This is a genomic window from Paenibacillus rhizovicinus, assembly GCF_010365285.1.
Taxonomy (GTDB): domain Bacteria; phylum Bacillota; class Bacilli; order Paenibacillales; family Paenibacillaceae; genus Paenibacillus_Z; species Paenibacillus_Z rhizovicinus.
Map to the genome: position 1 here is coordinate 54,822 of NZ_CP048286.1, position 24,524 is coordinate 79,345.

General features: G+C 50.5%; 22 protein-coding genes. All 22 read right to left on the bottom strand.

The features are described 5' to 3' along the window. Positions 1–28 precede the first annotated feature (28 nt). A complete protein-coding gene (locus GZH47_RS00270; protein WP_162637985.1) occupies positions 29–1,570 on the bottom strand; it encodes a hypothetical protein in 1,542 nt (513 codons plus the stop codon). A 58-nt stretch (positions 1,571–1,628) separates the two neighbouring features. Next, on the bottom strand, positions 1,629–2,627 hold the full coding sequence (locus GZH47_RS00275) for a hypothetical protein (protein WP_162637986.1): 999 nt from the start codon (positions 2,625–2,627) through the stop codon (positions 1,629–1,631). A 7-nt stretch (positions 2,628–2,634) separates the two neighbouring features. Further along, positions 2,635–3,273, bottom strand: coding sequence for a DUF1906 domain-containing protein (locus tag GZH47_RS00280; RefSeq protein ID WP_162637987.1), 639 nt, complete (start codon positions 3,271–3,273; stop codon positions 2,635–2,637). A gap of 151 nt (positions 3,274–3,424) precedes the next feature. Next, positions 3,425–4,096, bottom strand: coding sequence for a response regulator (locus GZH47_RS00285; protein ID WP_162637988.1), 672 nt, complete (start codon positions 4,094–4,096; stop codon positions 3,425–3,427). After that, positions 4,093–5,328, bottom strand: a complete 1,236-nt coding sequence (locus GZH47_RS00290; protein ID WP_162637989.1) for an ATP-binding response regulator — start codon at positions 5,326–5,328, stop codon at positions 4,093–4,095. Before GZH47_RS00290 ends, GZH47_RS00285 begins: the two co-directional genes overlap by 4 nt. Further along, positions 5,325–8,648: an ATP-binding protein gene (locus GZH47_RS00295; RefSeq protein ID WP_162637990.1), complete on the bottom strand. Its 3,324-nt coding sequence runs from the start codon at positions 8,646–8,648 to the stop codon at positions 5,325–5,327. The genes GZH47_RS00290 and GZH47_RS00295 overlap by 4 nt, the downstream gene beginning before the upstream one ends. After that, entirely contained in the window at positions 8,641–9,267 is a 627-nt protein-coding gene (locus GZH47_RS00300) for a C40 family peptidase (RefSeq protein WP_162637991.1), read from the bottom strand. The genes GZH47_RS00295 and GZH47_RS00300 overlap by 8 nt, the downstream gene beginning before the upstream one ends. An 885-nt stretch (positions 9,268–10,152) precedes the next feature. Continuing rightward, positions 10,153–10,578: a DUF6157 family protein gene (locus tag GZH47_RS00305; protein WP_162637992.1), complete on the bottom strand. Its 426-nt coding sequence runs from the start codon at positions 10,576–10,578 to the stop codon at positions 10,153–10,155. A gap of 44 nt (positions 10,579–10,622) precedes the next feature. After that, positions 10,623–10,925 carry a putative quinol monooxygenase gene (locus tag GZH47_RS00310; protein ID WP_162637993.1) on the bottom strand — a complete coding sequence of 101 codons (303 nt, stop codon included), beginning with the start codon at positions 10,923–10,925 and terminating at the stop codon, positions 10,623–10,625. Continuing rightward, a complete protein-coding gene (locus tag GZH47_RS00315; RefSeq protein ID WP_162637994.1) occupies positions 10,922–11,920 on the bottom strand; it encodes a helix-turn-helix transcriptional regulator in 999 nt (332 codons plus the stop codon). Before GZH47_RS00315 ends, GZH47_RS00310 begins: the two co-directional genes overlap by 4 nt. A gap of 211 nt (positions 11,921–12,131) precedes the next feature. Continuing rightward, positions 12,132–12,602: a GNAT family N-acetyltransferase gene (locus GZH47_RS00320; protein ID WP_162637995.1), complete on the bottom strand. Its 471-nt coding sequence runs from the start codon at positions 12,600–12,602 to the stop codon at positions 12,132–12,134. A 202-nt stretch (positions 12,603–12,804) separates the two neighbouring features. After that, a complete protein-coding gene (locus GZH47_RS00325) occupies positions 12,805–13,299 on the bottom strand; it encodes a GNAT family N-acetyltransferase (protein ID WP_162637996.1) in 495 nt (164 codons plus the stop codon). Between the two features lie 139 nt (positions 13,300–13,438). Beyond that, entirely contained in the window at positions 13,439–13,759 is a 321-nt protein-coding gene (locus GZH47_RS00330; RefSeq protein ID WP_162637997.1) for a hypothetical protein, read from the bottom strand. A 218-nt stretch (positions 13,760–13,977) separates the two neighbouring features. Beyond that, positions 13,978–14,691, bottom strand: coding sequence for an HAD family hydrolase (locus GZH47_RS00335; protein WP_162637998.1), 714 nt, complete (start codon positions 14,689–14,691; stop codon positions 13,978–13,980). A 485-nt stretch (positions 14,692–15,176) separates the two neighbouring features. Then, positions 15,177–17,267, bottom strand: a complete 2,091-nt coding sequence (locus GZH47_RS00340) for a catalase (protein ID WP_162637999.1) — start codon at positions 17,265–17,267, stop codon at positions 15,177–15,179. Between the two features lie 238 nt (positions 17,268–17,505). Continuing rightward, positions 17,506–17,889, bottom strand: coding sequence for a DUF302 domain-containing protein (locus GZH47_RS00345; protein WP_162638000.1), 384 nt, complete (start codon positions 17,887–17,889; stop codon positions 17,506–17,508). A 258-nt stretch (positions 17,890–18,147) separates the two neighbouring features. Then, a complete protein-coding gene (locus tag GZH47_RS00350) occupies positions 18,148–18,852 on the bottom strand; it encodes a VIT1/CCC1 transporter family protein (RefSeq protein WP_225446305.1) in 705 nt (234 codons plus the stop codon). Between the two features lie 83 nt (positions 18,853–18,935). Then, a complete protein-coding gene (locus GZH47_RS00355) occupies positions 18,936–19,595 on the bottom strand; it encodes a hypothetical protein (RefSeq protein ID WP_162638001.1) in 660 nt (219 codons plus the stop codon). 14 nt (positions 19,596–19,609) lie between these two features. After that, positions 19,610–20,446, bottom strand: coding sequence for an RnfABCDGE type electron transport complex subunit D (locus tag GZH47_RS00360; protein WP_162638002.1), 837 nt, complete (start codon positions 20,444–20,446; stop codon positions 19,610–19,612). Between the two features lies 1 nt (position 20,447). Further along, the gene (locus GZH47_RS00365; protein ID WP_162638003.1) at positions 20,448–21,335 is read right to left on the bottom strand and encodes an FAD:protein FMN transferase; all 888 of its coding nucleotides are present in this window, start codon (positions 21,333–21,335) and stop codon (positions 20,448–20,450) included. 10 nt (positions 21,336–21,345) lie between these two features. Next, positions 21,346–21,828 carry an FMN-binding protein gene (locus GZH47_RS00370; protein WP_162638004.1) on the bottom strand — a complete coding sequence of 161 codons (483 nt, stop codon included), beginning with the start codon at positions 21,826–21,828 and terminating at the stop codon, positions 21,346–21,348. Between the two features lie 565 nt (positions 21,829–22,393). Continuing rightward, positions 22,394–24,469, bottom strand: coding sequence for an EAL domain-containing protein (locus GZH47_RS00375; RefSeq protein WP_162638005.1), 2,076 nt, complete (start codon positions 24,467–24,469; stop codon positions 22,394–22,396). Positions 24,470–24,524: the final 55 nt, after the last annotated feature.

A 24,524-nucleotide genomic window follows, 5' to 3' on the forward strand; every position in this document is an offset into this window, starting at 1 on the left:
GATGAAATGCCGTTATCGTATAGCCGGATTAAGGCGCTTTATAAATAACGTCGAGCATCATGTCGCCGGTCTGATCGGAGAACCGGAGATTCTGGAACGTGAACACGCCTCCGCCCGGCGGAATGAAATGGTGATGGGACATGTCGACCGCAATGTGGCCGAGCGCTCTCTGCAATGCGGCATTCAACGCGTTGACGTTATCCGACACGATCTCGCCCAGCATCTCGAGCAGGGTTCCCTTGTTGATGCCGAGCAGCTTCGGAATCCAGGACATCGCGTTCTCGACTTTGCCGAAGCCGCCGGCATCTTCGTGCGACAGCAGGTCGCCGAAGCCGTAGTTCAGCTTGGCGTCGACGGAGAAGGCCGACGTGCCTCCCGGCGTCGAAAGCGCGACGGAACCGCTGATCGCCTTGCTTCCCGACCCCTCGAGACGGGCCGTCTCCATGCCGGCTGGTCCCAGCGTATGCTCGGTATACGTGAACGAGCCGTCGATGCTGCCGGCGATGGACATTGCGTTGCTCCCGGGAACGATCGCGATTTCCAGCCAGTACCCTCGTGTATCCTCGACTTTACGGTCGACGAGGTCGCGGGAGGTATGGCTCTGGGTGTTCTGCACCGCGAATCGCCGTTTCAAACCGTTGACGGTCGGATTAACGCCCAGTACCTGCGTGAACTGCGGCATCAGGTATTGATCCAGGAACACCTCCTTGCGAATCGCCATGATGCCGGATACAAGCGCATCCGAGCCGTCGATCATGCCCGGGCTTACCCAGTCGCCGGCCAGCTCGATTCGGGCCGCGTTGATATCGTTCGGCAGGCTCCGTCCCGCGAACACGCCAAGATAGCTCAACGTTGCGGCATCCGCGTTCGTCCAGTTGGCATGCACGTCGAAGACGAAATCCGTCATGGCGAAGGTCGGCGCCGCATGCAGCGTATTGCGGCGAACGACGGTGCCGAGCATGAATTCGCCCATATCGCCCTGAAGCAAATGATTCAAGCTGCTAAGTGCCTTGGTCCGCGCGGAGGCGTTCACACCGTCCGGAATATTGACGTTCTTGTTGTCCGAGAGAAGCAGATCGACTTCGGTCAGCTTCATGAACAAATATTCGATTGCGAAAACGCTGTCCGGCAGGCCGCTGCCGGCAATCAGCTGCGCCGCGACGTCATGCGCGTCGGAGTCGATCTGGGCAAGCGCCGCGAGGTCGACGGGCTTCTTATCCAGATCGGTAATGAAGGATACGCTCCAATTCGAGATCGCCTGATCGGCCGCCTCTTCCCGGTCCTCGTCGTAATAGTGGACATTGCCGGAGGCGAGCGTCAAGGTGACCTTCACTTGGCCGAGCTTGCCGTCCTTGACGTTCAGGCTAACCTCGAGCGGGGATATGACGGCGGTCAGGCCGAACTTGGAAGGGGTGCCGTCGTCTTTCTTCGGATACAGGCTTAAGGTATCGCTGAATTGCTTCCGGCGCTTCCACGCCTTCCATGCGTAGGTCATCTGGCTGTTGATCGCCTTCTGGGCAAGCGCGAGGCATAAATCGAAGTCCGTGAGCAGATTAGTGCTGTCTTTCACCGTTCATCTCTCCTTTATTGTTTCGGGTTGACGATCTTCGCGTTGACGATCGCAAGTCTCATGCGCTCTTCGTCCGATCGATCGATTTGCTGGTTAAATAGCCGGCGTGGCTGATGCCGAGCAGCGCGAGCAGCCCTTCGCTGACCGCCGGGAAGTCCGTAATCGCGCCGGGCGCCAGGCTGCCGAACATTTGTAGCAGCAGCGCGGCGTAGCTGAGCGCGGCGACGAGCGTGAAGAAGAACATCTGCAGCTTGGCGATATCGACGTAGGCGGCGTCCTTAAGCTCGTCGCCCTTGAACAGGTCCGTCCAGGACGCGTCGGCGAAGTTCGAACGGGCGCACAGGATGCCGTCGCTTTCTTCTACCGCGGCGGGTTGCAGCTTCGCTGCTTCGTCGTCCGCGATCGTCTTGGCCTGTTTGTTCACGTGGATCAACGGAGTGGCGACGAGGGAGGTGAAGCTGATGCCCATCAGCGCCCAAAGATGCCAATCCAACGTAACGTTAAGCGCATCTTCGATGTTTTGAAGACCATAGATGCGCAGGGAAGCTGCCGTGTAATAGGCGGAGAGCAGAATCATCGTCCATAACACCGTCTGGAACCGCGATAAATCCATCAGGTTGCGTTCGTTGACGAGCAGGCCGAAAGCCTTGCCGGTAATGCGGAGGCTGACGATCAAGAAGAAGCACGCCATCAGTACGAACGAAGCCAGCCATAAGGCGCCCTGCCCGTCAGCCGCTCGTTCATTCAGCGAGGCCACGAGCTTCTGCTGCGCGTCCGAGAGCGGAGTCTTGGCGTCGCCTTGTTCATTGGCGGCGGCCAGAATACGGTTCACCTCCGCTTTCATCACCCGGCTGCCGGCGGCATCCTTCTCCGTCAGCTCCTTGCCGAACAATGCCCGGTCCAGCTCGATCACAAGCTTCTTCGTCTCGGGCTTCGTCAAATTCGCGTGAACGAGGAGGCTGGGCAGAACCAGCATCAGCACGATAATGCCGATAAGCCCGGCAAAGCCGGTCAGGCCAACCTTACGCGGCAGCGGTGAGAGCCGTAGCTGCGCCATCGGCCGATCACGCTCCTTCCACTTTGAATCCGCCGCCGTTGCCGTTCGTGATATTCGTGTCGACCGGGATGCCGGCGACCGTCGCGCCGGTCAACTGCTTGATGTTCCACTGTTCGAACTTGCCGTAGCCGCTCCACCCGCGAGATTCGGCGAGCCACGCATACCCGATGCCGGGGCTGCCGCCGAAGTCGCCAAGCATGCGGCCGCACGTCAGGCCCGACCCGTAGATGCCGACGTCATAACGGATGCCGGCTGCGGCTGGTTCTTCCTCTTGGAAGGCATCGATGACGCCGCGCATGTAACGATTGATGACGCCGGATAAGTCCGCAAGCGACGCGTCGTAATCGACCGTGAAATAAATCGGCGTATTCGCCGGCTGGCCGATCGAACGTGCGTAACGGTGCGCGTCATGTCCGTCTTTCTTTCCGGCTTCGTACGAGAAGTAATCCGGCGACGTCGGATAGCCGTTCTCCCATACCGCGACGACATGCAGTCCTGCACCCGACAGCGCTGCCGCTTCTTCGCGGGTCAGATTCTTGCCCGGGTTGTTCCGATTGTAATACCTGCATACGAAATCGTAACCGGCTTCCTTGATGCTTCCTGCGAGCGAATGGCAATTGACCGTCGTATCGAGTCCTTTTCCCAATTGCGCTCCTCCTTTCATGTTCCCTGCGAGAATGGTCTTGCTATATTCGTTATACCGTGAATGACTGTCATGGCGGCAGTTACGCCCGTCGTCGATTTTGTCATATGACAAAAAAAGCATCCGACCGTTTCCGGTTCGGATGCTGGCGAACTTATGGCCGCGACAGCCAATCCTGCAAGGCAAGGAGCGCCTTGGCGCGGTCGCTTACGCCGATTTTCGAATAGATGACGCTCACATAATTGCGGACGGTTCCCTCGTGCATGAACAGCGCTTTGGCGATTTGCTTGTTGGTCATGCCCTGTGCCATCAGCTTGGCGATTTCCGCTTCGCGTTCGGTGAGGCGGAGTTCCCGGCGAAGATCGCCGCGCGCCTCCGCGTCCAGTTCGGCCTCCGCCGAACGACGCGTCAAGGTGGCAGCCAGCTTCGCGGCAATTACGGCCGGCATCATCAGCTTGCCGCTCGCGGCGTCGCGCACCGCTTCTATGAGCCGGTGCCCTTCCATATCCTTGAGCAGATAGCCGCTGGCGCCGTTCGAGAGCCCGTCGAGAATGTACTTGTCTTCGGCAAAGGTGGACAGCAGAAGAATCACCGTGTCAGGAGCCTCCTCTTTCAGCCGCCGCGTGCATTCGATCCCGTTCATGACCGGCATTTCGATATCGAGCAGCACCAGGTCCGGTTTCATCTCGCGTGCCATCTCCAGCGCCTGCTGCCCGTTCTCCGCCGTACCCGCGACCTCCAAGTCGGGCTGCAGCTCCAATATGGTCTGAAGGCCGTCTCTCATTAAAGCTTGGTCGTCGGCAATGATTAAGCGCAGCCTCTTCATGGCAGCAGCTCCGATCCCGTAACGGCCCCCGCGATTGGAAAGATGATGCGCAATTCCATTCCTTCATGCGGCACCGGCTCCAAACATAAGCTTCCGTGCGCGAGCTCGACCTGGTCACGCAGCGCGCCGAGGCCGAAGCCGAAGGCAAGCGCGCGAGGAACGAGGCCGTTGTTGCGCAGGGCGAACGCGATGCGGCGATCGCCGGAAGCATAAGCAAGCCTGAAATGGAAACGGGTGCTCCGGCCGTGGCGGATGCCGTTCGTGAGTCCCTCCTGCAAGGCATGGCAGAGCAGCTTGATCTGGAAAAAACTCAGCTTCGGCATCGGTTCGATCTCGCAATGGATGCAAACGCCGGCATGGGCTTCCGTTTCCCGGACGAGTCTGGCGAGATCCCGCTGCAAATCGACGGTTTCCCGTTCATCCGCCAATTGATGGACCGAGCTTCGGATTTCGTCAAGCCCTTTGCGGACGAGCTGGCTTGCCAGGTCCATCTTCTCGGATGCCCGCTCGGTATCCAGGTTAATCAGGTGTTTGCCGGCTTCTAGCTGAACGACCGCGGCGGTGAGCGTATGGCCCACAACGTTATGAATGTCTCTCGCGATCCGGTTGCGCTCCTCCAGTACCGAAACCTCCATCATCGCTTCGTACGTATGCCGCATGGACGCGTGCAAATCGCGCGCCCGCTCCTCCAGCTCTTGCGTTCGTTCGCGGACGCGCCGTTCCAGCGTATCGTGGGCGGCTGCGATGCTGTTCAAATACCGATACGTCCTGATCGACGTATAGACCGTGCTGAACAGCTTCGTGCTGGTCAACTCCGTTTTTTCCTTGTAATCGCTAATGTCGTAAGACCGGATGACCGTATGCTCGGGCGCTTGCCCGGGCTGTCCGGTCCGCAGGATGATCCGAACGAGCCGGTTACCCATCTGCTCGCGCACGCGCTTGACGAGCTTCAGTCCGGCATCGTCTTCTTCCATGACGACGTCCAAGAGCACGACCGCGATGTCGGGATGCCGTTCCAGGAGCAGGATCGCCTCTACGGCCGAATAGGCGCTGAAGAATTGCAGTTTGCCGTCTTCGAACGTATGGCCTTCCAACACCAGCTTCGTGACGGTATGAATATCCGGGTCATCGTCGACGATCAGAAATTTCCAATACAAGACCGTTTCATCATCGGCGTCGTCGTCGGCCATCAACTGCAGCCTGTCGGACGCGTCGATCATGCTATCGTTCATCCCGTCCCCTCCAATGCACCGTTTTGTAATGGCAATACCATCTGGAATGCCGTTCCGTGACCTGCCACGCTGTCGCATACGATCGTTCCTCCCCAGGTTTGCACGACCAGGTTGTAGACGACGCTGAGTCCGAGGCCCGTTCCGCCCCGCCCTCGTTTCGTCGTCACGAACGGATCGAAGATCCGCGGAATCAGCTCCGGCTCGATGCCTTTACCGTCATCCGAGTAGGTAACGGTCAGCGCTTTCGCGTCGGCTTCCGCACGAATGACGATCGTCCCTTCCGGGCCGGCGTCGTAAGCATGCAGCAACGAGTTGAGCAGCAGGTTGGTCATGATGTGATACAACGCGCCCGGGTAACCGATAATTTCGAGCGACGGATCGATGTGGAGCACAACGCGGTGACGGCTTTGCTTCAGCTTCGGCATAATGCTTAGCAGGATTTCGTTCATGTATTCCCTCACCCGGAAAGACCGCCGTTCTTCGAACGTCTGATCGACGGCAACCTGCTTGAAGTTGGTAATCAGCCGCTCGGTTCGCTGCAAATTGCCGAGCAGGATGGCCGCGGTTTCCGAACATTCGGCCAAGAACGCTTCCAGCTCGCTCTTGCGCAGCGCGCCTTGGACGTAGCGTTCCGACAGCGTTTTCGTTCGCTCGACCAGGTGAGAAGAGGCCGTCACCCCGATTCCAATGGGGCTGTTCATTTCGTGGGCGATGCCCGCGACGAGCTCGCCCAGAGAAGCGAGCTTCTCCGATTGAATCAGTCTGTCGTGAGCCTGATGAAGGGAAGCGAGCGCTTCCTCGAGCTGCTCCGTCCTCTCCTTTACCCGGCGCTCGAGCGCGCGGTTCCAGTGCGCCAGTTGCAAGTGAAGCCGAATACGGACCAGCAGCTCGCGTTTGACGACCGGCTTCGTCAAATAATCGTTGGCCCCGGCGTCGAAGCCTTCGATCACGTCGGCGTGCAGCGGCTTCGCGGTAAGAAAGATGACGGGCAATTCGCTTGCAGCATACCGTTCGCGGATGCGCGCGCATAGTTCGAAACCCGACATATGCGGGAGCATGACGTCGAGGACCGCAAGGTCCGGCTTGGATCCGGATTCCAGGAGTCTCAACGCTTCGGCTGGATCGGCGGCCTCGATAACATCGTAGCCATCCATCATCAAGTGGTTGCGGAGCACCTGTAAATTGACCGCTTCGTCATCCACGATCAGAATGCGTGCTCCGGGAACGCGGCGGGCGTCACCCTCTTCCGCTTCCAGATCGCCCATCGCAGTCATGTCCATGGTATCCGAGGCCGTTTGGCCGGCAAATCCGCCCTCCTGACGAATGACGCCCGCCGCCTCTTGCAGCGGCGGAGCCGAAGGCCGAGTCAGCCGAGGAAGCGTAAAGACGATGCAGGCTCCGCCGCCCGGCGTCGTCTCGATGCCGATCGACCCGCGATGCAGCTCGACAAGCTTCTTCGTGACGGCTAAACCTAAGCCCGTTCCTTCCCGCCGGACCCCATCGGCTTGCTCGTAGGCGTCGAAGACGCGTTCCCGGATTTCGTCCGGAATGCCGGCGCCCGTGTCGGTCACCCGAACTTCTACGTCGTCTCCTGCTTCGGAGGCCGATACCGTGATACTTCCGGCATCCGTAAACTTGACGGCATTGCCGATGAGATTATGAAGGATTTGCTGCAGCCGGTTCTCGTCGGCCGATACGTTCAATCGTCCCGGCACGTCGTTAATCAGCCGCACCTTTCGGCCGCTTAACAACGGCTCGTTCAGCTGCAGCACGACGTCGACCGCGCTCCGCAGATCGATATCCGAGCGGAACAGTTTCAAATCCTTGTGTTTCAGCTGCGCATAATCCAATACATCCCCGACGAGCGCAGCCAATCGCCTGCCGCTCGAGACGACCAGCTGGAGGTTGCGAACGGCTTGCTCCGGCAGCTCCCCGGCAATACCGTCGATCAGAGATTCGGACAGTCCGATCATGCCGTGCAGCGGCGTCCGCAGTTCGTGGGACGTTTGGGCCAGAAATTCATCCTTCGTTTTATCCATGGCAAGGAGCCGGCTGGACATCTGTTCGACTTCCGTAAACGCGCGCACGAACCGCCCTGCCAGAATGAGCGATTGCATGGCGATAAATATCAGCAACCCGTAAGGAGCGAGCGACCCGAGATGCGTTTTCTCGCTCATGTACAAGAAATCGTGAATGATCGTGCCGGACAGTCCGGCGAAGCCGATCAGGAACGTCAGCGTTCCCGGCTGGCGATCGCGCATCGCCCGGATTAGCACGTACAACGTATAAGCGATGAAGCAGCATGTCATCAGCTCGTAAGGAATAAGCAGTTTATCGTACCATCGCTGCGGGGTGAGCAGGCAGAACAACGTGGCGGCGGCTCCGGATGCTTGCACCGCAATGACGATCGGCCGGGCGAAGTAGCGCGCATAAAGCGATTGCACGAACATCGCGATCATGATCATGCAGAAGAAGAACACGGCGTAAGGTATCTTGCAGAACAGCTCCCAGTTCATGTTCGGGAACCAATTGTAAACATAACGATCGTTCACGAACGGAATGCGAATGGCGACGAACAGCGAGAATAAGCCCAGGTACAACGCGGAATACTCGCGGCGCCGCAGGGCGAAGAGCACAAGATGGTACAACGCCATGATCGTGCAAGCCCCGAAGGCGATGAACGTTCCTTCCATGTTCCGCCTGTAGAGCGCTTCGATTTGCGCAACCGATCCCAGCTGCATCGCGTTCTGGAAGCCGCTCTTCGTATAGCTGTAATTGGCGAACTGAACGACGATCTCCAGTTCCTGCATGCCCGTCGTTACGGGGAAGGGCGCCGTCTGCACGATTTGCCGCGCCACCGTGCTTGCCTTGTTCTTGCCCACCTTCCCCGCGGAGGCGACGATTTCGCCATTGACCCAAATGCGGTAGGCCGAAAAAATGTTGTTCACCTTGAGTGCCATAACGCCGTCCCGCGGCGCCAGACGAACCTTCAAGCGCAGGGTCGCGTAGCCATCGGCCGGATAATTCGCGCCTGCCGCATGATGATTCCAATAGCCAGGCATCGTAAAATAGCCGGATGTCCGGGGGGCCTTGCCGCTGCGGAAGTCTTCCGGAGTCAATAATGTCGACCAGTAAAACGACCATTCGCCGTTCAGTGCAACGATTCCGTCCTGCCGCGAATCCCAGCCCGTCAGATCCAGGCTGCCGCGAACCGCCCGCGAAGTCGAGTTCGGCTCCGCGCCAGCCCTGCTCTCGCCGCAGCAGGCAAGTCCAATCATAACGAGCATGATCAGCGACAGCAAACGTGCCTTTCTAGACATCCTGCAAGGTCAGCAGTTCGTCGGCGAGCGTATATCCGTTGATCAGCGGGAGGTCGGTTCTGTTCGAGAGGTCGACCGGCCGGTAGCTGTTCGATGGCATCGATCTGTCCATGATGCCAAGGCGCATGTACGTTTCCGCTACCAGCTCGCTGCAGAAGAAGCTTTTATAGCCCGCTTGCGCGCGGAGCAGCTTGCCTTCGAGCAATTCGAACGCCATCCGCTCGAGCGATGGAAACGAGGCATCGTGTACTTCTTCGATAAACGCCTTCAATTTAGCCAACATGTCATCGTTCCGTGCTCCATTTAGCAGGCGAAATGCGAACAACGCATCGTAGCCGTCACTTACGTCCGTGGCAATTCGCTCCTTGAGCGTTACGAGCATCGGCCCTGTTTTGATACGGTGTTCCATCACGTCCCCGAGCGTTTGCGTCGTGGTAGATTCCCAGAAGAGCGGCTCATCGAATCCCGGCAGTCTGACAACCATACCGATATGCGACCATGGCGAGCCTTGCATCGCCTCCACTTGAAGAGCCTCCGCAAAGATGCCGTGGCAGAACAGAAGATCCCCGGTCTGCAGGCGCCCTTTGATTTCTTCATATGAAACTTGCTTGTTGTTCATAAATTCCCTCCTCCTAATATGGAAAAATATGTGCGAGACTCTTTCATTGTAACAAAACATCGGCTGGGTGTCAGAGAACAATCCTATCTTTAAGCAATGTTTTGTTCATTTGGAAAAACGCATTGATCCGACCTGCGTCGGTTGTTCAAAATTCGTATATAGTTCACTTAACAACGCTGCGTCAGGTATACAAGCACCTCATTGGCTCCGGTTCGCTAGCAGTCCTGCGTCTCTTTCCAACGCCTGCCGATCTTCAAAAACTCACCGTTCAACAGGTAATCGACGTGCTTAATTGCTGCTTAATGAACACGAATACTGGCTTATTCGCGGGATCTCAAGACTGCACGGAGTACCGGATTGCGTTCAACAAAAGGGCACAGACCCGTACCGTTAGGAAACCCGCCTCCACCCACCGGGTAGGCGTAACGAAGGAATGAAAGGGCATCGACCCGTCGAGAAATGGGAGTGAAAGCCTCCGGAGGTACGTGGAGCAGCGTGCAAAAGAGCAATAAAAAAGGAGCGAAAACTCGCCCCTTCTGTTCCCGCATGCGCTCTGTTGCTGAATTTGATGGTACATGGCTCCTTCTATCCGGATAACGAATTATCTATTGAGGTTAGCCCTTACGCTTTTCCCCGAAAAACTCTCCCATATTCGTACGCCCCATACTTCGGCAATTCGTTGGTTTTCTACGCGGATAAGTTCAATAATCATCGGCTGTTTTTCAGAATCCGCTATATTGATTCCCTGAATACTTGTGCGACTCGCAGCTTAATCGCCATCAACAAGCAGATCTTCGACGACCACTCGGATAACCGGGAACCGTTCGAACATTGATAAGCTCTCGTTCGATTGCGTAAATGTGTCTACTGAACCTGTGATTGCAATCATTTCTTCTTGTTTCTCATAGCGGCGAGCAGCTTCACATTCCCATTGGCTCCTTCCACGAAACGCCTATATTCTGGGGATTCCATCGGAACGATCGCGATTTTCCCCTTCGCATTGAAATGAATACCCCATCCGTATTTTTTCGGGAGCATCGATGCTCTCAAGCATGGTTTCGGTTTCATGAAAAATTCGTCTCGAATCTGGTCACCTCTCTCAGCTAACTCCTCCTCCGGAATGTTTTTATGTCGGATATGTACGATGTACAGGAGCTCCTCCTGCGTATAGCCATACGGATTATTCGCGAGTAACTCAAATTCGATACCCGGCTTTGTTTTCCCGTCTTTCTTGTCCAGGGGCTTTATTCCGGTCTCTGAGGGGCAATCCGCGGCAACGGTAATGAACGTATCATAGTAATTCCAGTCCAACCTCATTCCTCCTGAATCAGGTATAGAACCGCTCATCGATTTAATTAAAATCCTTTTCCTCCGAGCGGCCGAACCTTTACGGCACTGCCCCCTGCGATTAAATGCCGGCAACGCCCGATTAGCTCCAATACCTTCTCGTTTTGCAAAGACGCGGCATGAAACTCCTGGCTCTCCCATAGCTCCGTGATCCAAAGATCGTTAGGATCTTCTTCAGCCGCATGCAGGATATAATAGATGCAGCCCTCCATATCGTTCAATGTCGCGCTGGATGCCAGCATCATCTCCGCGAGCTCTTCCCGTTTCCCCTCGTGGGCCGTTAATTTTCCAAACATGGCGAACTTGCTCATCGTTCATCTTCCTTTCTTCTTGTGGAATTTGCCAACATGGCTTCGTAATGCGCAAGCATTCGAGCGTTTGCCTCCACCATCTTCCCGACAAGCAGCTCCGACTCAATCTGCAAGGCTGTACTGTACGCCATCAAAAAATAAGGTACATACGTCTGCAACTTCGAATGTTCTAACTGGAACACGGCCTCTTCGGGCATACGCTCCACGAGCGTGTGCCCGAACAACCAGTGATGGCACAACTCGTTAAGAACCTGCTCTTTCCCCTTGATCCGCACAGTCTCGAATCGTGCGGGTCGGGTTGGATTGGGAAGCAGATGATCGAGAAGATGATCCTTAGCCGAGAAACCCGCCGGACGCTCGAAACGTCCCTCTGTCTCCCGCAATGAGCGAATACGGTCCACTCGAAAATTCCGCAACTCCTCCCGATAACCGCAATACCCTACCGTATACCAGTTCCCTTTCCAATAGACGATACCATAAGGGTCGAACAGTCGTGGAAGAGGGGCCTCACCCTTGCCCCGGTCATATTGCATTTCCACCGTCCGTCCCTGTCCTGCCGCCGCCTCCAGCATTTGAAGATAGAGTTGGAGCTCTCCGTCCGTTCGTGGATAAATGACGGATAAGGCAGTACTATGACTCTTAAGATGATTCAGTTGCTTCTCGTTGGCGTAACGCATCATCTTGTCCATCGCTCGGGTTAAATGATCTGAATAGGGGTATCCGGCCTCCTTGGCAAATATCGAGGCATGGATCAACGCCTTCTGCTCCTCGATATCGAAGAAGAGCGGTGAATCGGTAAACCGGCTTAGGATGCTATAGCCGCCGTTTGGGCCCGAATCCGCAATGATTGGAACCCCGCTGGCGCACAGAGAATCGATGCAGCGATAGACAGTCCGCACGTGAATCTCCAGCTCTTCCGCCAACTGCTTCGCAGTCATCCGCTTGCCTGAGCGCAGCATCCAGAGAATCGATAACATATTGTCCGATTTCGTCATCGTCTAAGCCTTCTTTCCAAGAACTGTGCCGAATTAACTCCGAACTCATATTGATTATAATCACACATCACTGACAAATACAGTCAGTTATTCCAATCTATCTTGAGTTGCGATTAGTTTGAAGTAATCAGAAGTAATTCTCGCCGCTACTTGTGTTACAGTTCAGCGACTAATCTTAAACTGCTGCCCGAGGGAGTTTAATCCCTTACGATTAAAGAACCTTCTTAAAGACTACCCTAACACCATCGCGGCCATCATAATCAACGCACACAGGCAAACCTTCAAATTCTTGTTTCTGAGGTTCAATAACAAATCCCATGCGCGTATGGAAGGCTACAGAATCCTTCTTTCTAGGGGCTGTTACACATCGAACTACGTTTCTACCCTTCACTCCGACGCATTTAAAGAATTCCTCATATAGCGCTCGTCCAACACCTTTACCAAGATATACTGAATCGATCATAACAATTCGAATATAAGCTTCATCTGATTTAGATTGTGACAAAAATCCCATAATAAACCCTATCATTCTCCCGTTCTCTTCAGCTAAAAGACAAGTATCACGAAAGTGTTGGATATACCATTTTGAGAACATATCACTCGAATAGTTGCTCCCCCACCAATTTGAGGCTACCTCCAATATTGCTTTACAATCTTCTGGTTCAATATGTCTTATATTCAAAAAAACTACCCCTCCAAATCATTTTCCATTTATAACAAATTCGGTTCGAATGCTCAATTAACCTGCCCTTTAGCTTAATAAAACACGAAGCAGCTGCCGCGTGACAGATCTGCTCCGTGTTTTTGTTCAACTAACGTTTCCCGTTTAGTTGAATATTCGATCTCCTGCTGTTTGGGTAGCTAAATGTGCTTCCTTGTGTAAGTTAGTCGATCCCCACCACTCTGCTACGCCTTTCAACTAACATGACATCTCTCCAAGTGTCACCAAGTTTACCGATGCGTTCTCTTCTCCCGAGTTCTCGGAACCCGTGCTTGAGATGCAACTTCATACTAGGAATGTTCTCGGGAAATATGCCCGCCTGTAGCGTCCAGAAGCCATTCTGCTCCGATATGTCAATGAGTCTGCCGAGTAGAGCTGTTGCGATTCTCTGACCTCTGACGCGCTCGGAAATATAAATGCTTACCTCCGCGACACCTGCGTAAACGCATCTCGAGGATATTAGGCTTAACGCAGCCCAGCCAACGACCATGCCATCTAGTACATAAACGATGCTACAACTAGGAATATGATTAGTAAACCAATGCTCCTTAGTAGGTGCTTCTGTTTGGAATGTGGCATTCTTTGTTCGAATTCCTTCTTCGTAAATTGTTTTAATGGAATCCCAATCATGGTCTTCGATTAATCTGATTTCGCTCATTATAGACACCCTCTCAATATAATCAGAAGTAGATAGTAACGACCCACTTGCAATTACCAAATTAATAACGAGCCTGTTTACATGAAGTATTCAATAAGTGATGGAACTATCCTCCCGATAGCTTAACAAGGCATTGTTTTTATAGCTCGATCTTCTTCCAAACGCTCTTTTCAAGTATTTCATAAGTATTATCTATGCGCCTTATCGGTCTGATTAAATCATGCTGGCAACCTTCAACGGGATCATCAATTTGCACCCATCCATTTTCCGATGTTCGGAAATACGCTTCGCTGAAATTTTCTGCATCTTCTACATGGTCAAACCAAAAATCATTATGCGATGGCTCATCCTTCTGTGTCTGATAAACAAAGAGATATACTCCATTATCTGCGGTTTCATATATCATGATTTTTTTAATTTCATGGGAAGTGTTGGGTACAGTGAGAGCGTATTTTCTCAACTTCGTTTCATCTCCGTTTTAAGTTGGACGCTGCCCTTTAGCACAACGACGGCAGCCAATCGTTGATATGCTCCCATACGGTAGACAGGTGAAATAATAAATCCTGTTATCGTAAGGGGGGAATATCACGTGGACGGCTGCCGTTGAGTATATATTCAACTATCGTCTCCCGTTAGCGGAATAGCGAGAACAAGGTACTCGATCAAGGGGACTGTCCCCTACGTGTGCAACAAAATGGCACGTAACTCCTCTATATCGGTAATCACTGCTAGAGGGCGAGGCTCTTGAGGTACTTGATAATTCTTTTTATTTAACCATATAGCTTGCAACCCTTCTTGTATTGGAGCCGCAACATCATTTGTCCAAGAGTCACCCACGACAAGTACCTGTTCTGGTGGTAATGAAGACATACTTAGAACGTAATAATAAATTTCTGGGCTTGGTTTTTCATAGCCGATAACTTCGGATATGAACACATACTCTTTTGGAATGATACCATCTAATCCGATTGCCTGTAATTTATCATTCTGCCAACCTTTGCTTCCATTCGTCAATACTCCTATTTGATAATAATTACTAAGATCCTCAATAATTTTGTTTATCATCACATTAGGCTTCATATGCTTTTTACTTATTAATTGGTAGAACATTTCAAAGTTAATTGCCGTTTCTACATCCGTTGTTTTCCCCATTTGATCCATAGAATAGAGAAAACGTTTAGTCCGATATTCGTCAAAAGAAATTTGTTTGCTATCTAATTTCTTTACTAAGAGTTGTTCTACATTACTAAAGACTTCAAATAAATCGTTACTATTCATTTCACTGGTGAAAAAATGATTTCTGAACGCGTCCTTAACACTATTTTCCCAATAGTCGGCAAAGTGTAAAAGTGTATCATCTAGATCAAACAAAACCAATTTAATTGGATACATAATACTCTCCCATCCATTATGTGATGATAAAGTCTTCTTGAATATTATTTTTCCAATTATATCCTTCCACTCAGACCCTCGGCAACTCAAAAATACTGTCACTCACTATCCTGCCGAATAGCTTAATGAAAAGAAGCAGCTGCGGATCGCGTGCTGCTTCTTGGTACGTTGAACTAGCGTGTCCCGTTAGGAGTTCAACGTAGCACAGCCGTTATTTCTAGCTCGATGCTTTAAAAATGCGAATTCCAAGCTGTTCGCGGGAATGAGATCAAGTTCTTGTCAATTTCGATAATGGGATCAAGTTCTTGTCATTTGATTTTGACAAGAACTTGATCCCATAAATAAAAAAGCCGCGATATACGCGGACACTTAATGAGGTAATGTTCTTGTCACCCGACACATTTTTCGCGATTGTTCCCACAAAATAATCCGGTAACGTAATTTAGCCCACACTATACATCAATGTGCGGGCTGCTTAGATAAGATTACTTTCCCAAATGAGACTGCAATTTCCGATCCCAATGTCGGTGCTGTGCGATCGCTCTAATGAATGACGTGAAGAATGAAGTATCTGCGTTTTTTTCTTCGGCAATCAGAATGCCATTCGACGACGCCTCTTTCTCCCCCGCAAGATTTATAGCGCCTGCAGCAGTAAGGAGACGCACACCTTCGCCTACAGCCGCAATTGTCTTATAATGTTGGAACGCTTCACGAACGAATCCAGTTGATGTAACGTCGCTAAGCAGCTCGTCCATACCTTTCGCTCCGCCGGTGACATAGACAGCATCATACAACACGGATGCAGCTGATAGCAGTGATTGCTGAGGCTCAATAATCGTACCGTCAGCTCCTTTTACTGGAGCTAGTGTTGTACTCACAATCTCCGCAGTTACTTTCGATGCTGCCAACTCTTTTAGCAATGCTTGTATCTCTGCTGTGTGATAACCCGCTCCGAGCATCACCGCCACCTTACGTGTAGCAGCTGTCTTCGCTTTAGTCATCATGCTGAGCGCAGGAGATATGGCTGTCGGCGTAGCAGCGACGCCCTTGGTTGGAGTTACTCCGATGCCTTCGGCTATCCGCTCCGCAAGATCCTCTGCCACCTGGCTGAATACATCCACCACGCGCTGCCTAATTTCTTTAATCGTCACTTTAGCGAGCTCAAACCGAAATGCGTCCACGATCTGACTTTGCTCTATCGAAGACATGCTGTGCCAGAACATCGAAGCTTGGCTGAAATGATCTTCAAAGCTGGTGCTTCTCGCTTTGATCTTCCGCCCTTCCACTTTTTCCTCGTAATGGCGATAACCGCCTTCACTCGGAGGCACTTGCGCCGGATCATTGTTTGCCAGGCTGTTCTTATGATAGCTCGTCTGCCCCTGGTTGATTGTCATCCTATGCATGCCGTCTCGTTGATTGTTATGTACAGGCGCGATCGGACGATTAATCGGAATTTCCGGAAAATTCGGCCCTCCGAGGCGAAGCAGCTGTGTATCGGTGTAAGAGAATAGCCTCCCTTGTAGCAATGGATCATTCGTGAAATCGATGCCCGGCACAAGATGGCCTACATGAAATGCGACCTGTTCCGTCTCAGCGAAGAAATTATCGGTATTCCGGTTCAGAGTCATTTTCCCAACGATTCGTACCGGGACAATCTCTTCCGGCCATAGTTTCGTCGCATCCAATATATCGAAGTCGAAGTTGAATTCATCATCTTCTTTCAAGATTTGAACGCCGAGCTCGAATTCAGGATAGTTCCCCTGCTCGATCGCATGCCACAGATCGCGGCGATTAAAGTCTGGGTCTTTGCCGGCTACCTTCTGAGTCTCATCCCATACCAGCGAGTGTACGCCCAGCTTCGGCTTCCAATGGAACTTAACGAAATGTGACTTGCCTTGCTCATTAATGAATCTGAACGTATGGACACCGAAACCCTCCATCATGCGAAAGCTTCGAGGAAGGGCTCGTCCTGACATCACCCACATGATCATATGAGCAGATTCAGTGTTCGTAGCTACGAAATCCCAAAATGTATCATGTGCCGATGAAGCTTGCGGAATCTCGTTTGGCGGCTCTGGTTTAACAGCATGTATGAAGTCGGGAAACTTAACCGCATCCTGTATAAAGAAAACTGGCATATTGTTGCCGACGAGATCGTAGTTACCTTCTTCAGTATAGAACTTAACTGCAAAACCGCGTACGTCTCGTACCGTATCGCTTGATCCCCTTGAACCCGCCACTGTGGAAAATCGAACAAACAAAGGAGTCCGTTTCGACGTATCGGTTAAAAACTTCGCCTTTGTATACTCAGCGAGCGATTCGTACAGCTCAAATTCGCCATGGGCGCCGAAGCCTCTCGCATGAACGACACGTTCAGGGATACGCTCATGATCGAAATGCGTCATTTTCTCCCGAAAGTGAAAATCCTCCATTAGAGTCGGCCCGCGCGGACCAACTTTAAGGGAGTGTTCGTCATCCTCGACCCGCAATCCCTGATTCGTCGTTAGTGCCTCGCCTTTATCTGTAACACGATAGTCAGCCAACTGCTGTTGCTTCATATTTTCCTTATCATTCATAGATAGCCCCTCCGTTTCAAGATTAAGTGTATTATTCCTCAGCGCTATTCTAATTTATCCTTTTTAGGTAATGTATATAATGACTCGCAAGCATTTACCTCATTACAAGCTCCGGCACATTATCGGTCGAATTCTTGGTCCAATACACAGGTGTGATGATTACATTCCTGATCTAATAACGAAACAAACCCATATGGTACAGAAGACCATGTGGGTTTGTTTCGTTTTAATAGTCAGTTCATTTACTTTTATCTATGCAAGTTGTTAATCGCTTCTCAATATCGGATGCCATACGCACCAAGATTTCATTTTCAACAAGTTCAATTAACGCTGATGGCTTCGGCATACCAATTTTAGTCACACCATGCTCAATATATACGACTAGCTTACATGGGAGAAAATATCCAACGAGTGCGTTCTCAGACAAAACTCGTTTGGCTTCCTCCGGATTACATACTTCCAGAATATGATAAGGCATGTCAAAATCGACGCCCTTCTCCTGAAGCTTCTCCTTCAAATCCAACTCCCAGAGCACGCCGAACTTCTCAGCCTTCAGGTTTTCCTTGAGCACTTCAATTACTTGCTCAGGTGTTTTGCTCGTTTCCACCGTGTAATGGAACATTAATGAATCGCTCCCATCGTTACGTTGCTTCGTTCCACCCTTGGTTACTATAGTTCCAGCGGTTTATTTAGTCCATCCGCATAGAAATCTATATAGCCGGTTTGCGGGGACTAACCTTCCGCCATTATGGAAATTAGTCATGCTTTTATTTTTGGCTGCAACCCTCCCAATTATCCCCGTTGTCTTTTATCGATTAAGAACAAAAAAAATGCCGAATGAATGATTTCATTCATGCCGGCATTTAATATTGAATTTTATTCACGAAATAATCTTGGCAACCAAAAAGGCGATTCCCGCTGCTACTCCTCCGACTAGTGAAGTTTGAATGGCGCTTTTGAGTGGTTTTGAACCCGTAAATTTTCCTTTGACATAACCAAAAATAAACAAAGCCATTAAGGTTGCGACAACGGAGACTAATAAAGCTGAAAAAGCACGATGGATGAGCATATATGGAATTAACGGAATAATTCCACCCACGATGTAAGATACACCGATCGTCAAGGAACTGTTCCTAGCTCTCTTTGGCTCGGGCTTCTCAAGTCCAAGCTCGTGTTTCATCATGAAGGTAACCCAAAGATTCGGATCAGCGCTTATCTCTCTTACCGCTTGTTCAACATTTTGCTCCTGCAGCCCCCAGCCCCGTAGAACCTCGGCCACCTCTTCCCTTTCACGTTCCGGCACTTCAATGATTTCTCGCTTTTCTCTCTCCAATTCGTTCATGTAATGCTCTCGGTCCGTTCTCGCAGCCAAATACCCTCCAAGTCCCATGGCAATCGAACCTGCCGCGATCTCGGCAAGACCGGCGATCACGACGATATTAGTACCAGAAACAGAACCGGAGAGTCCGGCGGCAAGAGCGAACGGAACCGTTAGCCCATCTGACATTCCAATCACGATGTCTCGAATGGCATCCGATGCGGTGAAATGATGTTCACGATGCGTAGCATTTTCCAAATGGTTCAAATCGATTCTCTCCTTACTTTAGCGCGCCGGTTTCCAAGTCTAAATAAGTTTACATCAATATTATGCTGCATAATCTTCGGTTTTTATCGTTCCTGCACGGTCTGATTTACACGATTCGCCGATCTGTCCAGCAGATAAACGAGACCGCCCACTGCGAGGGTTGCCGCTGTGGCAAGGAAAGCTGAGCCTCCGGCATGCAGCCAGAGCACCGGAACCCAAAGTACGCCGAGTATTCGGTGCACAGTTCGCATCCATTTGTTCCGGATCTTATTGATGAAATAACCGTAACCAGCCAAACCGAGTAAGATTGCAAATCCCGCAAGACCCGAAAGGATATGCTCATCATTGATTTTGGTAAAGATGAAATAGATCCCATGGGCCGCAACCAGAATAAACGTTCCCCAGCCAAGCAGCTTATGGAGCGAATAAAAGAGCTTCCCAGCCTGCCTTACAAGCATCGACGGCGACTTCCGTTTTTTCTTAAACCAAAACCAGGAGAAGCTCGCTGCTCCGACGAATAAAGCGATCGTGCCGAAAGTCGAAAAATAACCTTCTAATGCACCTCCTTCTCCTCTTACCGGCTGCTGTCCCCCACCTGGAGGCATTCCACCTTTACCGCCTTGTGGAAATCGTGAGTGTAACCCTCCCCTAGAAGGAGCATAAACGTAATAGCAGACGACAAGAATTACTGCTGCGACGAGGGCGATGGCCGCAGGAATCCATACTTTTTTACTTTTACTCATGGCAGTCACCTCTGTTAAGTGGATATAGGTTTCGAATTCTGTTTTGATGTTGGTTTCGAGGACGACTTAGGCCGGTTCGCGGTTAAACGCTGCATCAGCAAATGAAAGACATTTCCGGCTAAAAGCCCGATAAAGAGATACATTAAGCCGCCATAAAGCCCATATATGACTGATCCCGTAATAGCAGCTATTACTCCGAACACGACTTGATCCCTGAGCTTGGCGGGTGACGTAGGAGGATCAGTCAGCATGAAGCAACCGAAGAATAAAGTCGCATTGATGAATGGCGGTCGGAGTGCATCGAATGCATCTCCTTTATGAAAATAAGCCATTGCCAGCAGCATCGCAAATGTGGTCATGAAGAATACGAATACTTGAGGATACTTATTCACGCGACTCGTTACTATATATCCTCCGATCAGCAGCAGCGGGATATACCAGCCGGGAAGGTCCCCGAAGGCGCCCCACCAGCTCTGTTCGGTATGAAAGAATGGGATAGACAAGAACAGTCCGAATGCTGCTGGATTAAATATAGCTCTTTTCTTATATACAAGAAGATGTTTCGAAATAATCGAAAGGCCTGCCGTGCTTGCAATGATAGGCCAAGCGGTATTCAAGCTTAATATCATAGCGACAATTAGCCCTGTAATTGCAGCCCCGTCCGGCATAATGCGTTTCCGCTTCTTGACGCGTGCGAATATGACGTCGACGACTACTGCTGTTCCAGCTGCAATTCCTCCATTTTCAATGCCGATTAGGCTGTGCGTCGCCCAAGAAGCGATCGAGAGATTGACCACGATGGCGATAAGTACATAAGCTTTAGGCGATTTGATCCATTGGGTCGTTTTCATTCTAAATTCCTCCGATCCTCTTGATGCGTAAGTCCGACGTCAGGATCAAGCCTTGCAAGCCTGCATCCGCAATCAGGGCGACCCCTTCTTCTCCACCGATCGCAAACGCTGCAGTAGAAAATGCATCCGCCATCATAGCGTAAGGAGCAATTACGCTGCAGCTAATCCATTCGTTCGGCGACTGTTCTGTATCGGGGCGAACGATATGATGATCACCTGCTTCTACTTCGCTTCTTCTCTCATAGCTTCCTGAGGTACATACTGCAGCATCGGTAATGGAGAGCAACTCCAGGATGCCGTTTGCCATCGCCGGATTACGGATGCCGATTGTCCACTTGTCATCTTGTTCGTTCGTACCACCTGCATACAAATCGCCTCCTGCGTTTACCACGAATCCAGCACAGCCGCTGAGCTCTCTGGCTGCCAAGTCGATGGCGAACCCTTTGGCAGTGGCGCCTAAATCCAGAATAAGCGGCTTGTACAAGCACAAGGTGCGATTCGTTTCGTTTAACTCGATGTCCCGATAAGTGGCAGAGCTGTCGACAATGCTGTTCGTCCTTTCCCCTGTCAAATAATGGCGGTTAAACCCTTTCGCCTCCAATAGCCGACCAATGGTGGGATCGAATAAACCGTCCGTCCATTCGGCCATTTCTAGTGCGAATCTGAGCGGCTCGAACAAAAAAGGGCTCACTGTCGTCACTTCGCCGATCCTGCGGCATGCTTGCATCAACTCACTCTCTGGACTGAATCGGCTGCACGCCTGTTCGACTAGCCGAAAAGCATCGAATGCCTTGCTGGTGCAAGTATCGAGTTCTTCTTCGGACATCGTATTGCCACGTCGAGCTTCGATTTTTACAATCGTGTCCATGAATAATTTGGCTTTCTTCATCGGTGCTGCCTCATGCTCGAAGCGCCTGATTCAGAGCATCCTGCACGGCATCCGAGAATGCACGAGTACTATAGGTCGCGCCGGAAACGTTTTCTACGTTTGCGTTTTGAATGTTCAATACCTCGTCCGGCATCCCCACAACATCGTCGATCGAATAGTGCATGGCGAAATCACTGATCTCGACATCCGTGATGCGGTCACTCTTGATCGCGACCGTCACCTGAATCATGCCGCGACGATTGCTTCCCATTCCCGTATAGGTTCCGTCGTTATACTTGGAGGATACCTGGCTGTTGGAATCTGACACTTGCGCTGTTGCGGATTCCGAAGTACGGCTTGTTTCCGAAGTACTGCCTGAAACGTGTGGACTGCTAAATGCCGTGTTCGCCAGCATGTTAGGGTTATCGATCTCCGTCGTCCAATATCCAGCGGCATATACAGCAGCAATCGCTGTTGAACATAGCACCACCCACTTTTTGTTCATTTTCGCCATTATAAGGCCTCCGTTCTTGGACAAGGTTCACTAACTTCACATTGATGAGTGTAAGACTTATTATAAAATTGCAAGCTTAAAATAATTTTAAAAAACAGTCGTACCAGTTAAACGGATATCCATAAAAAGGGGGCTGAGTTCAAATGAGGGTTCTCGCTGTGGAAGATGATCCATCCCTGCTGGGCATCATTCGGGGCGTATTCGAAAGTGAATCGGTTCAGACTGATACAGCGTAAACGGGCGACGACGGCTATTTCATGGCACAACAGGCCTTCTTTTGAGTAATTCAAAGTGAAATCAATTAATTCTCTGCTTCGGGAACGATCGAAAAGAACTTTAAAAAGTGAGTAGAATTGGACCAGAGGACACTAGTCTTACCCATATGTCACAGTATTTACTATAAAATGCTGCCTAATCAATAGCTTTACATAAGACAAAAAGGACAGCTGTATGCTGCCCTTAAATTACTGTAATAAAGTTTGTGTCACGACCATTCATATTCTTAATCGATTTCGGGATTAGTGTCATTCCACCAGATCGAGGTTTTTCTAAACTGATTCTAAACTCATGTGCAACCCGCAACCCCTGTGGCCAGACCTACTATCGAAAGCTTTTCAGTCCATAGAAGGAGTTCTTTTTTTCGTTCCGAAATATCACGAGACCCGTACACGCATTTCACTACTTTACGATTTTCATCAAATATAGGAGTGCCCCTGGTCTCGATATATACCCAGCTGCCATCTGCTTTTTTACACCTCCACTCAAAATCGAACGTTGATTCTAAAGTAACCATGTCATCGAATTGCCTCTTAACGTGTGCAAGATCGTCAGGATGAACGAAATAAAAAGCAGAATTTCCTTCAAATTCACTGGACGGAAACCCCAAGACCAATTCATGGGAAGGCGAGGCGTATAGAACTATACCTTCCATATCCACGACACCGACTAAATCCTGGGTATTTTCGGCAATAAAACGATACTTTTCCTCTTTTTCAGCGAGACGTTCAGAGATATCACGATACCGTTGTTCGCTCTCACGGAGTTTCTGTTCCTGTATCTTGCGTTCTGTAATCTCCCGACCAGTTACCAAGATGCTATCAATCTTACCATCGGACGTAAGAATGGGAGTCCCTATGCCTTCGAGCCAAATGCAGGTCTCGTCTACTTTAACGAATCGCCACTCAAGACGTACCGAAGCCTTGGTGGATATCATTTCATCCCGACGTTCTCTGATGAGTGCAAGATCATCGGGGTGTACCATAGGAAAAGCGTAGTTTCCTTCAAATTGGGAAGCATCCCCCCCGAACACCCGAATGTGGGAAGGAGAAGCGTACTGTAATACGCCATTTGTATCCATGATGGCAATCAGGTCTTGTGAATTCTCCGTAATCAATCGGTACTTTGACTCTTGCTCCACGAGGTATTGTGTGAGGAGAGACGCTTCCCTTTCTTTTTTGATACGATCACTTATATCGACAGCCGAGCCGATTACCTCTGCCACTTGTCCCCCTCTATGGATAGGGCGTAAGGAAGCCAAATACCAAATTCCGTTGTATTGACCTTCGTAAGTGACGTTCTCCTCGCCACTCCAAGCTCTATTGTAATACTGAGACTTCCTTTCAGCATCATGGAGTGGGAGGAATTCATGAGGCTCCTTTCCTACGACTTGTTCAGGTGTTAGACCCATGCGATATAACAATTCACCATCACACAAAGTATGTATATATTTTCCATCAAGCCGTGTCAACTTAAAAGTCATACCTTGCTGGTATCTCAATGTATCTGCTAATTCTTGCTTTGTTTTGTACAAAGCTTCTTGTAACCGTTTTTCTCTGCATAATGCTGCGGGTATTCCATCTCTGCTAATAATCTTCTCTATTTGATGGAATGCCACCAGAAATTCCGATGGCGGCAAAGGTTTGCTAAAAAAATAACCTTGACCTAAATCGCAGAGGTTTTGTTGGAGAAATATCAATTGCTCTTTCGATTCGATCCCTTCTGCAACGACCTCAACATTTAATTCATGCCCTAGAGCAATAATTGCCTTGACAATCGTTGCATCCTTTAGGTCCATCAGGCAGTTATTCACAAAAGATTGATCAATTTTTATAATGTCAATCGGCAATTCTTTGAAATTAAACAGGGAACTATACCCTATCCCGAAGTCGTCCAAACTGATTTTTATACCTATATTTTTTAAACGTCTTAAAATTGGAACAATTTTGATAATTTCCATCGTCATGTACTCCGTAATTTCAAGCTCCAGATACGATGGAACAAGCCCTGTCTCATGCAAAATGTTTTCTACACTTTCCACAAAATCTGGTTGATACAGCTGAGCTACAGAGAGGTTGACTGCCATTATAAGTGTTGGAACACCTGCATCCTGCCATGCCTTGCTCTGAGTACAAGCGGTTCGCAACACCCATTCCCCGATAAGGGAGATCAGATTAGTCTCTTCTGCGAGGGGGATAAAGTGTGTTGGAGTAAGCAGTCCTTGTAATGGATGCTCCCATCGGATCAATGCTTCAACGCCTGTGATTTTCCCCGAAGCCAAATCCAATTTTGGCTGATAGTGCAGTTGGAACTCTTGACGTTCCAGTGCTCCTCTTAAATCTTTCTCTAATTGTTGAAGCCCCATTTTACATTCCCCTACTCGTGTAGTTGATGAGATGACAAAGTACCTGTGGTATTGT

What these genes read in the sequence shown, in the direction of transcription:
- GZH47_RS00275 (WP_162637986.1), bottom strand. Translation starts at nt 2,627, where the DNA reads ATGGCGCAGCTACGGCTCTCACCGCTGCCGCGTAAGGTTGGCCTGACC.
- GZH47_RS00285 (WP_162637988.1), bottom strand. Translation starts at nt 4,096, where the DNA reads ATGAAGAGGCTGCGCTTAATCATTGCCGACGACCAAGCTTTAATGAGA.
- GZH47_RS00290 (WP_162637989.1), bottom strand. Translation starts at nt 5,328, where the DNA reads ATGAACGATAGCATGATCGACGCGTCCGACAGGCTGCAGTTGATGGCC.
- GZH47_RS00295 (WP_162637990.1), bottom strand. Translation starts at nt 8,648, where the DNA reads ATGTCTAGAAAGGCACGTTTGCTGTCGCTGATCATGCTCGTTATGATT.
- GZH47_RS00300 (WP_162637991.1), bottom strand. Translation starts at nt 9,267, where the DNA reads ATGAACAACAAGCAAGTTTCATATGAAGAAATCAAAGGGCGCCTGCAG.
- GZH47_RS00310 (WP_162637993.1), bottom strand. Translation starts at nt 10,925, where the DNA reads ATGAGCAAGTTCGCCATGTTTGGAAAATTAACGGCCCACGAGGGGAAA.
- GZH47_RS00315 (WP_162637994.1), bottom strand. Translation starts at nt 11,920, where the DNA reads ATGACGAAATCGGACAATATGTTATCGATTCTCTGGATGCTGCGCTCA.
- GZH47_RS00325 (WP_162637996.1), bottom strand. Translation starts at nt 13,299, where the DNA reads ATGAGCGAAATCAGATTAATCGAAGACCATGATTGGGATTCCATTAAA.
- GZH47_RS00335 (WP_162637998.1), bottom strand. Translation starts at nt 14,691, where the DNA reads ATGTATCCAATTAAATTGGTTTTGTTTGATCTAGATGATACACTTTTA.
- GZH47_RS00340 (WP_162637999.1), bottom strand. Translation starts at nt 17,267, where the DNA reads ATGAATGATAAGGAAAATATGAAGCAACAGCAGTTGGCTGACTATCGT.
- GZH47_RS00345 (WP_162638000.1), bottom strand. Translation starts at nt 17,889, where the DNA reads ATGTTCCATTACACGGTGGAAACGAGCAAAACACCTGAGCAAGTAATT.
- GZH47_RS00355 (WP_162638001.1), bottom strand. Translation starts at nt 19,595, where the DNA reads ATGAGTAAAAGTAAAAAAGTATGGATTCCTGCGGCCATCGCCCTCGTC.
- GZH47_RS00360 (WP_162638002.1), bottom strand. Translation starts at nt 20,446, where the DNA reads ATGAAAACGACCCAATGGATCAAATCGCCTAAAGCTTATGTACTTATC.
- GZH47_RS00365 (WP_162638003.1), bottom strand. Translation starts at nt 21,335, where the DNA reads ATGAAGAAAGCCAAATTATTCATGGACACGATTGTAAAAATCGAAGCT.
- GZH47_RS00370 (WP_162638004.1), bottom strand. Translation starts at nt 21,828, where the DNA reads ATGGCGAAAATGAACAAAAAGTGGGTGGTGCTATGTTCAACAGCGATT.
- GZH47_RS00375 (WP_162638005.1), bottom strand. Translation starts at nt 24,469, where the DNA reads ATGGGGCTTCAACAATTAGAGAAAGATTTAAGAGGAGCACTGGAACGT.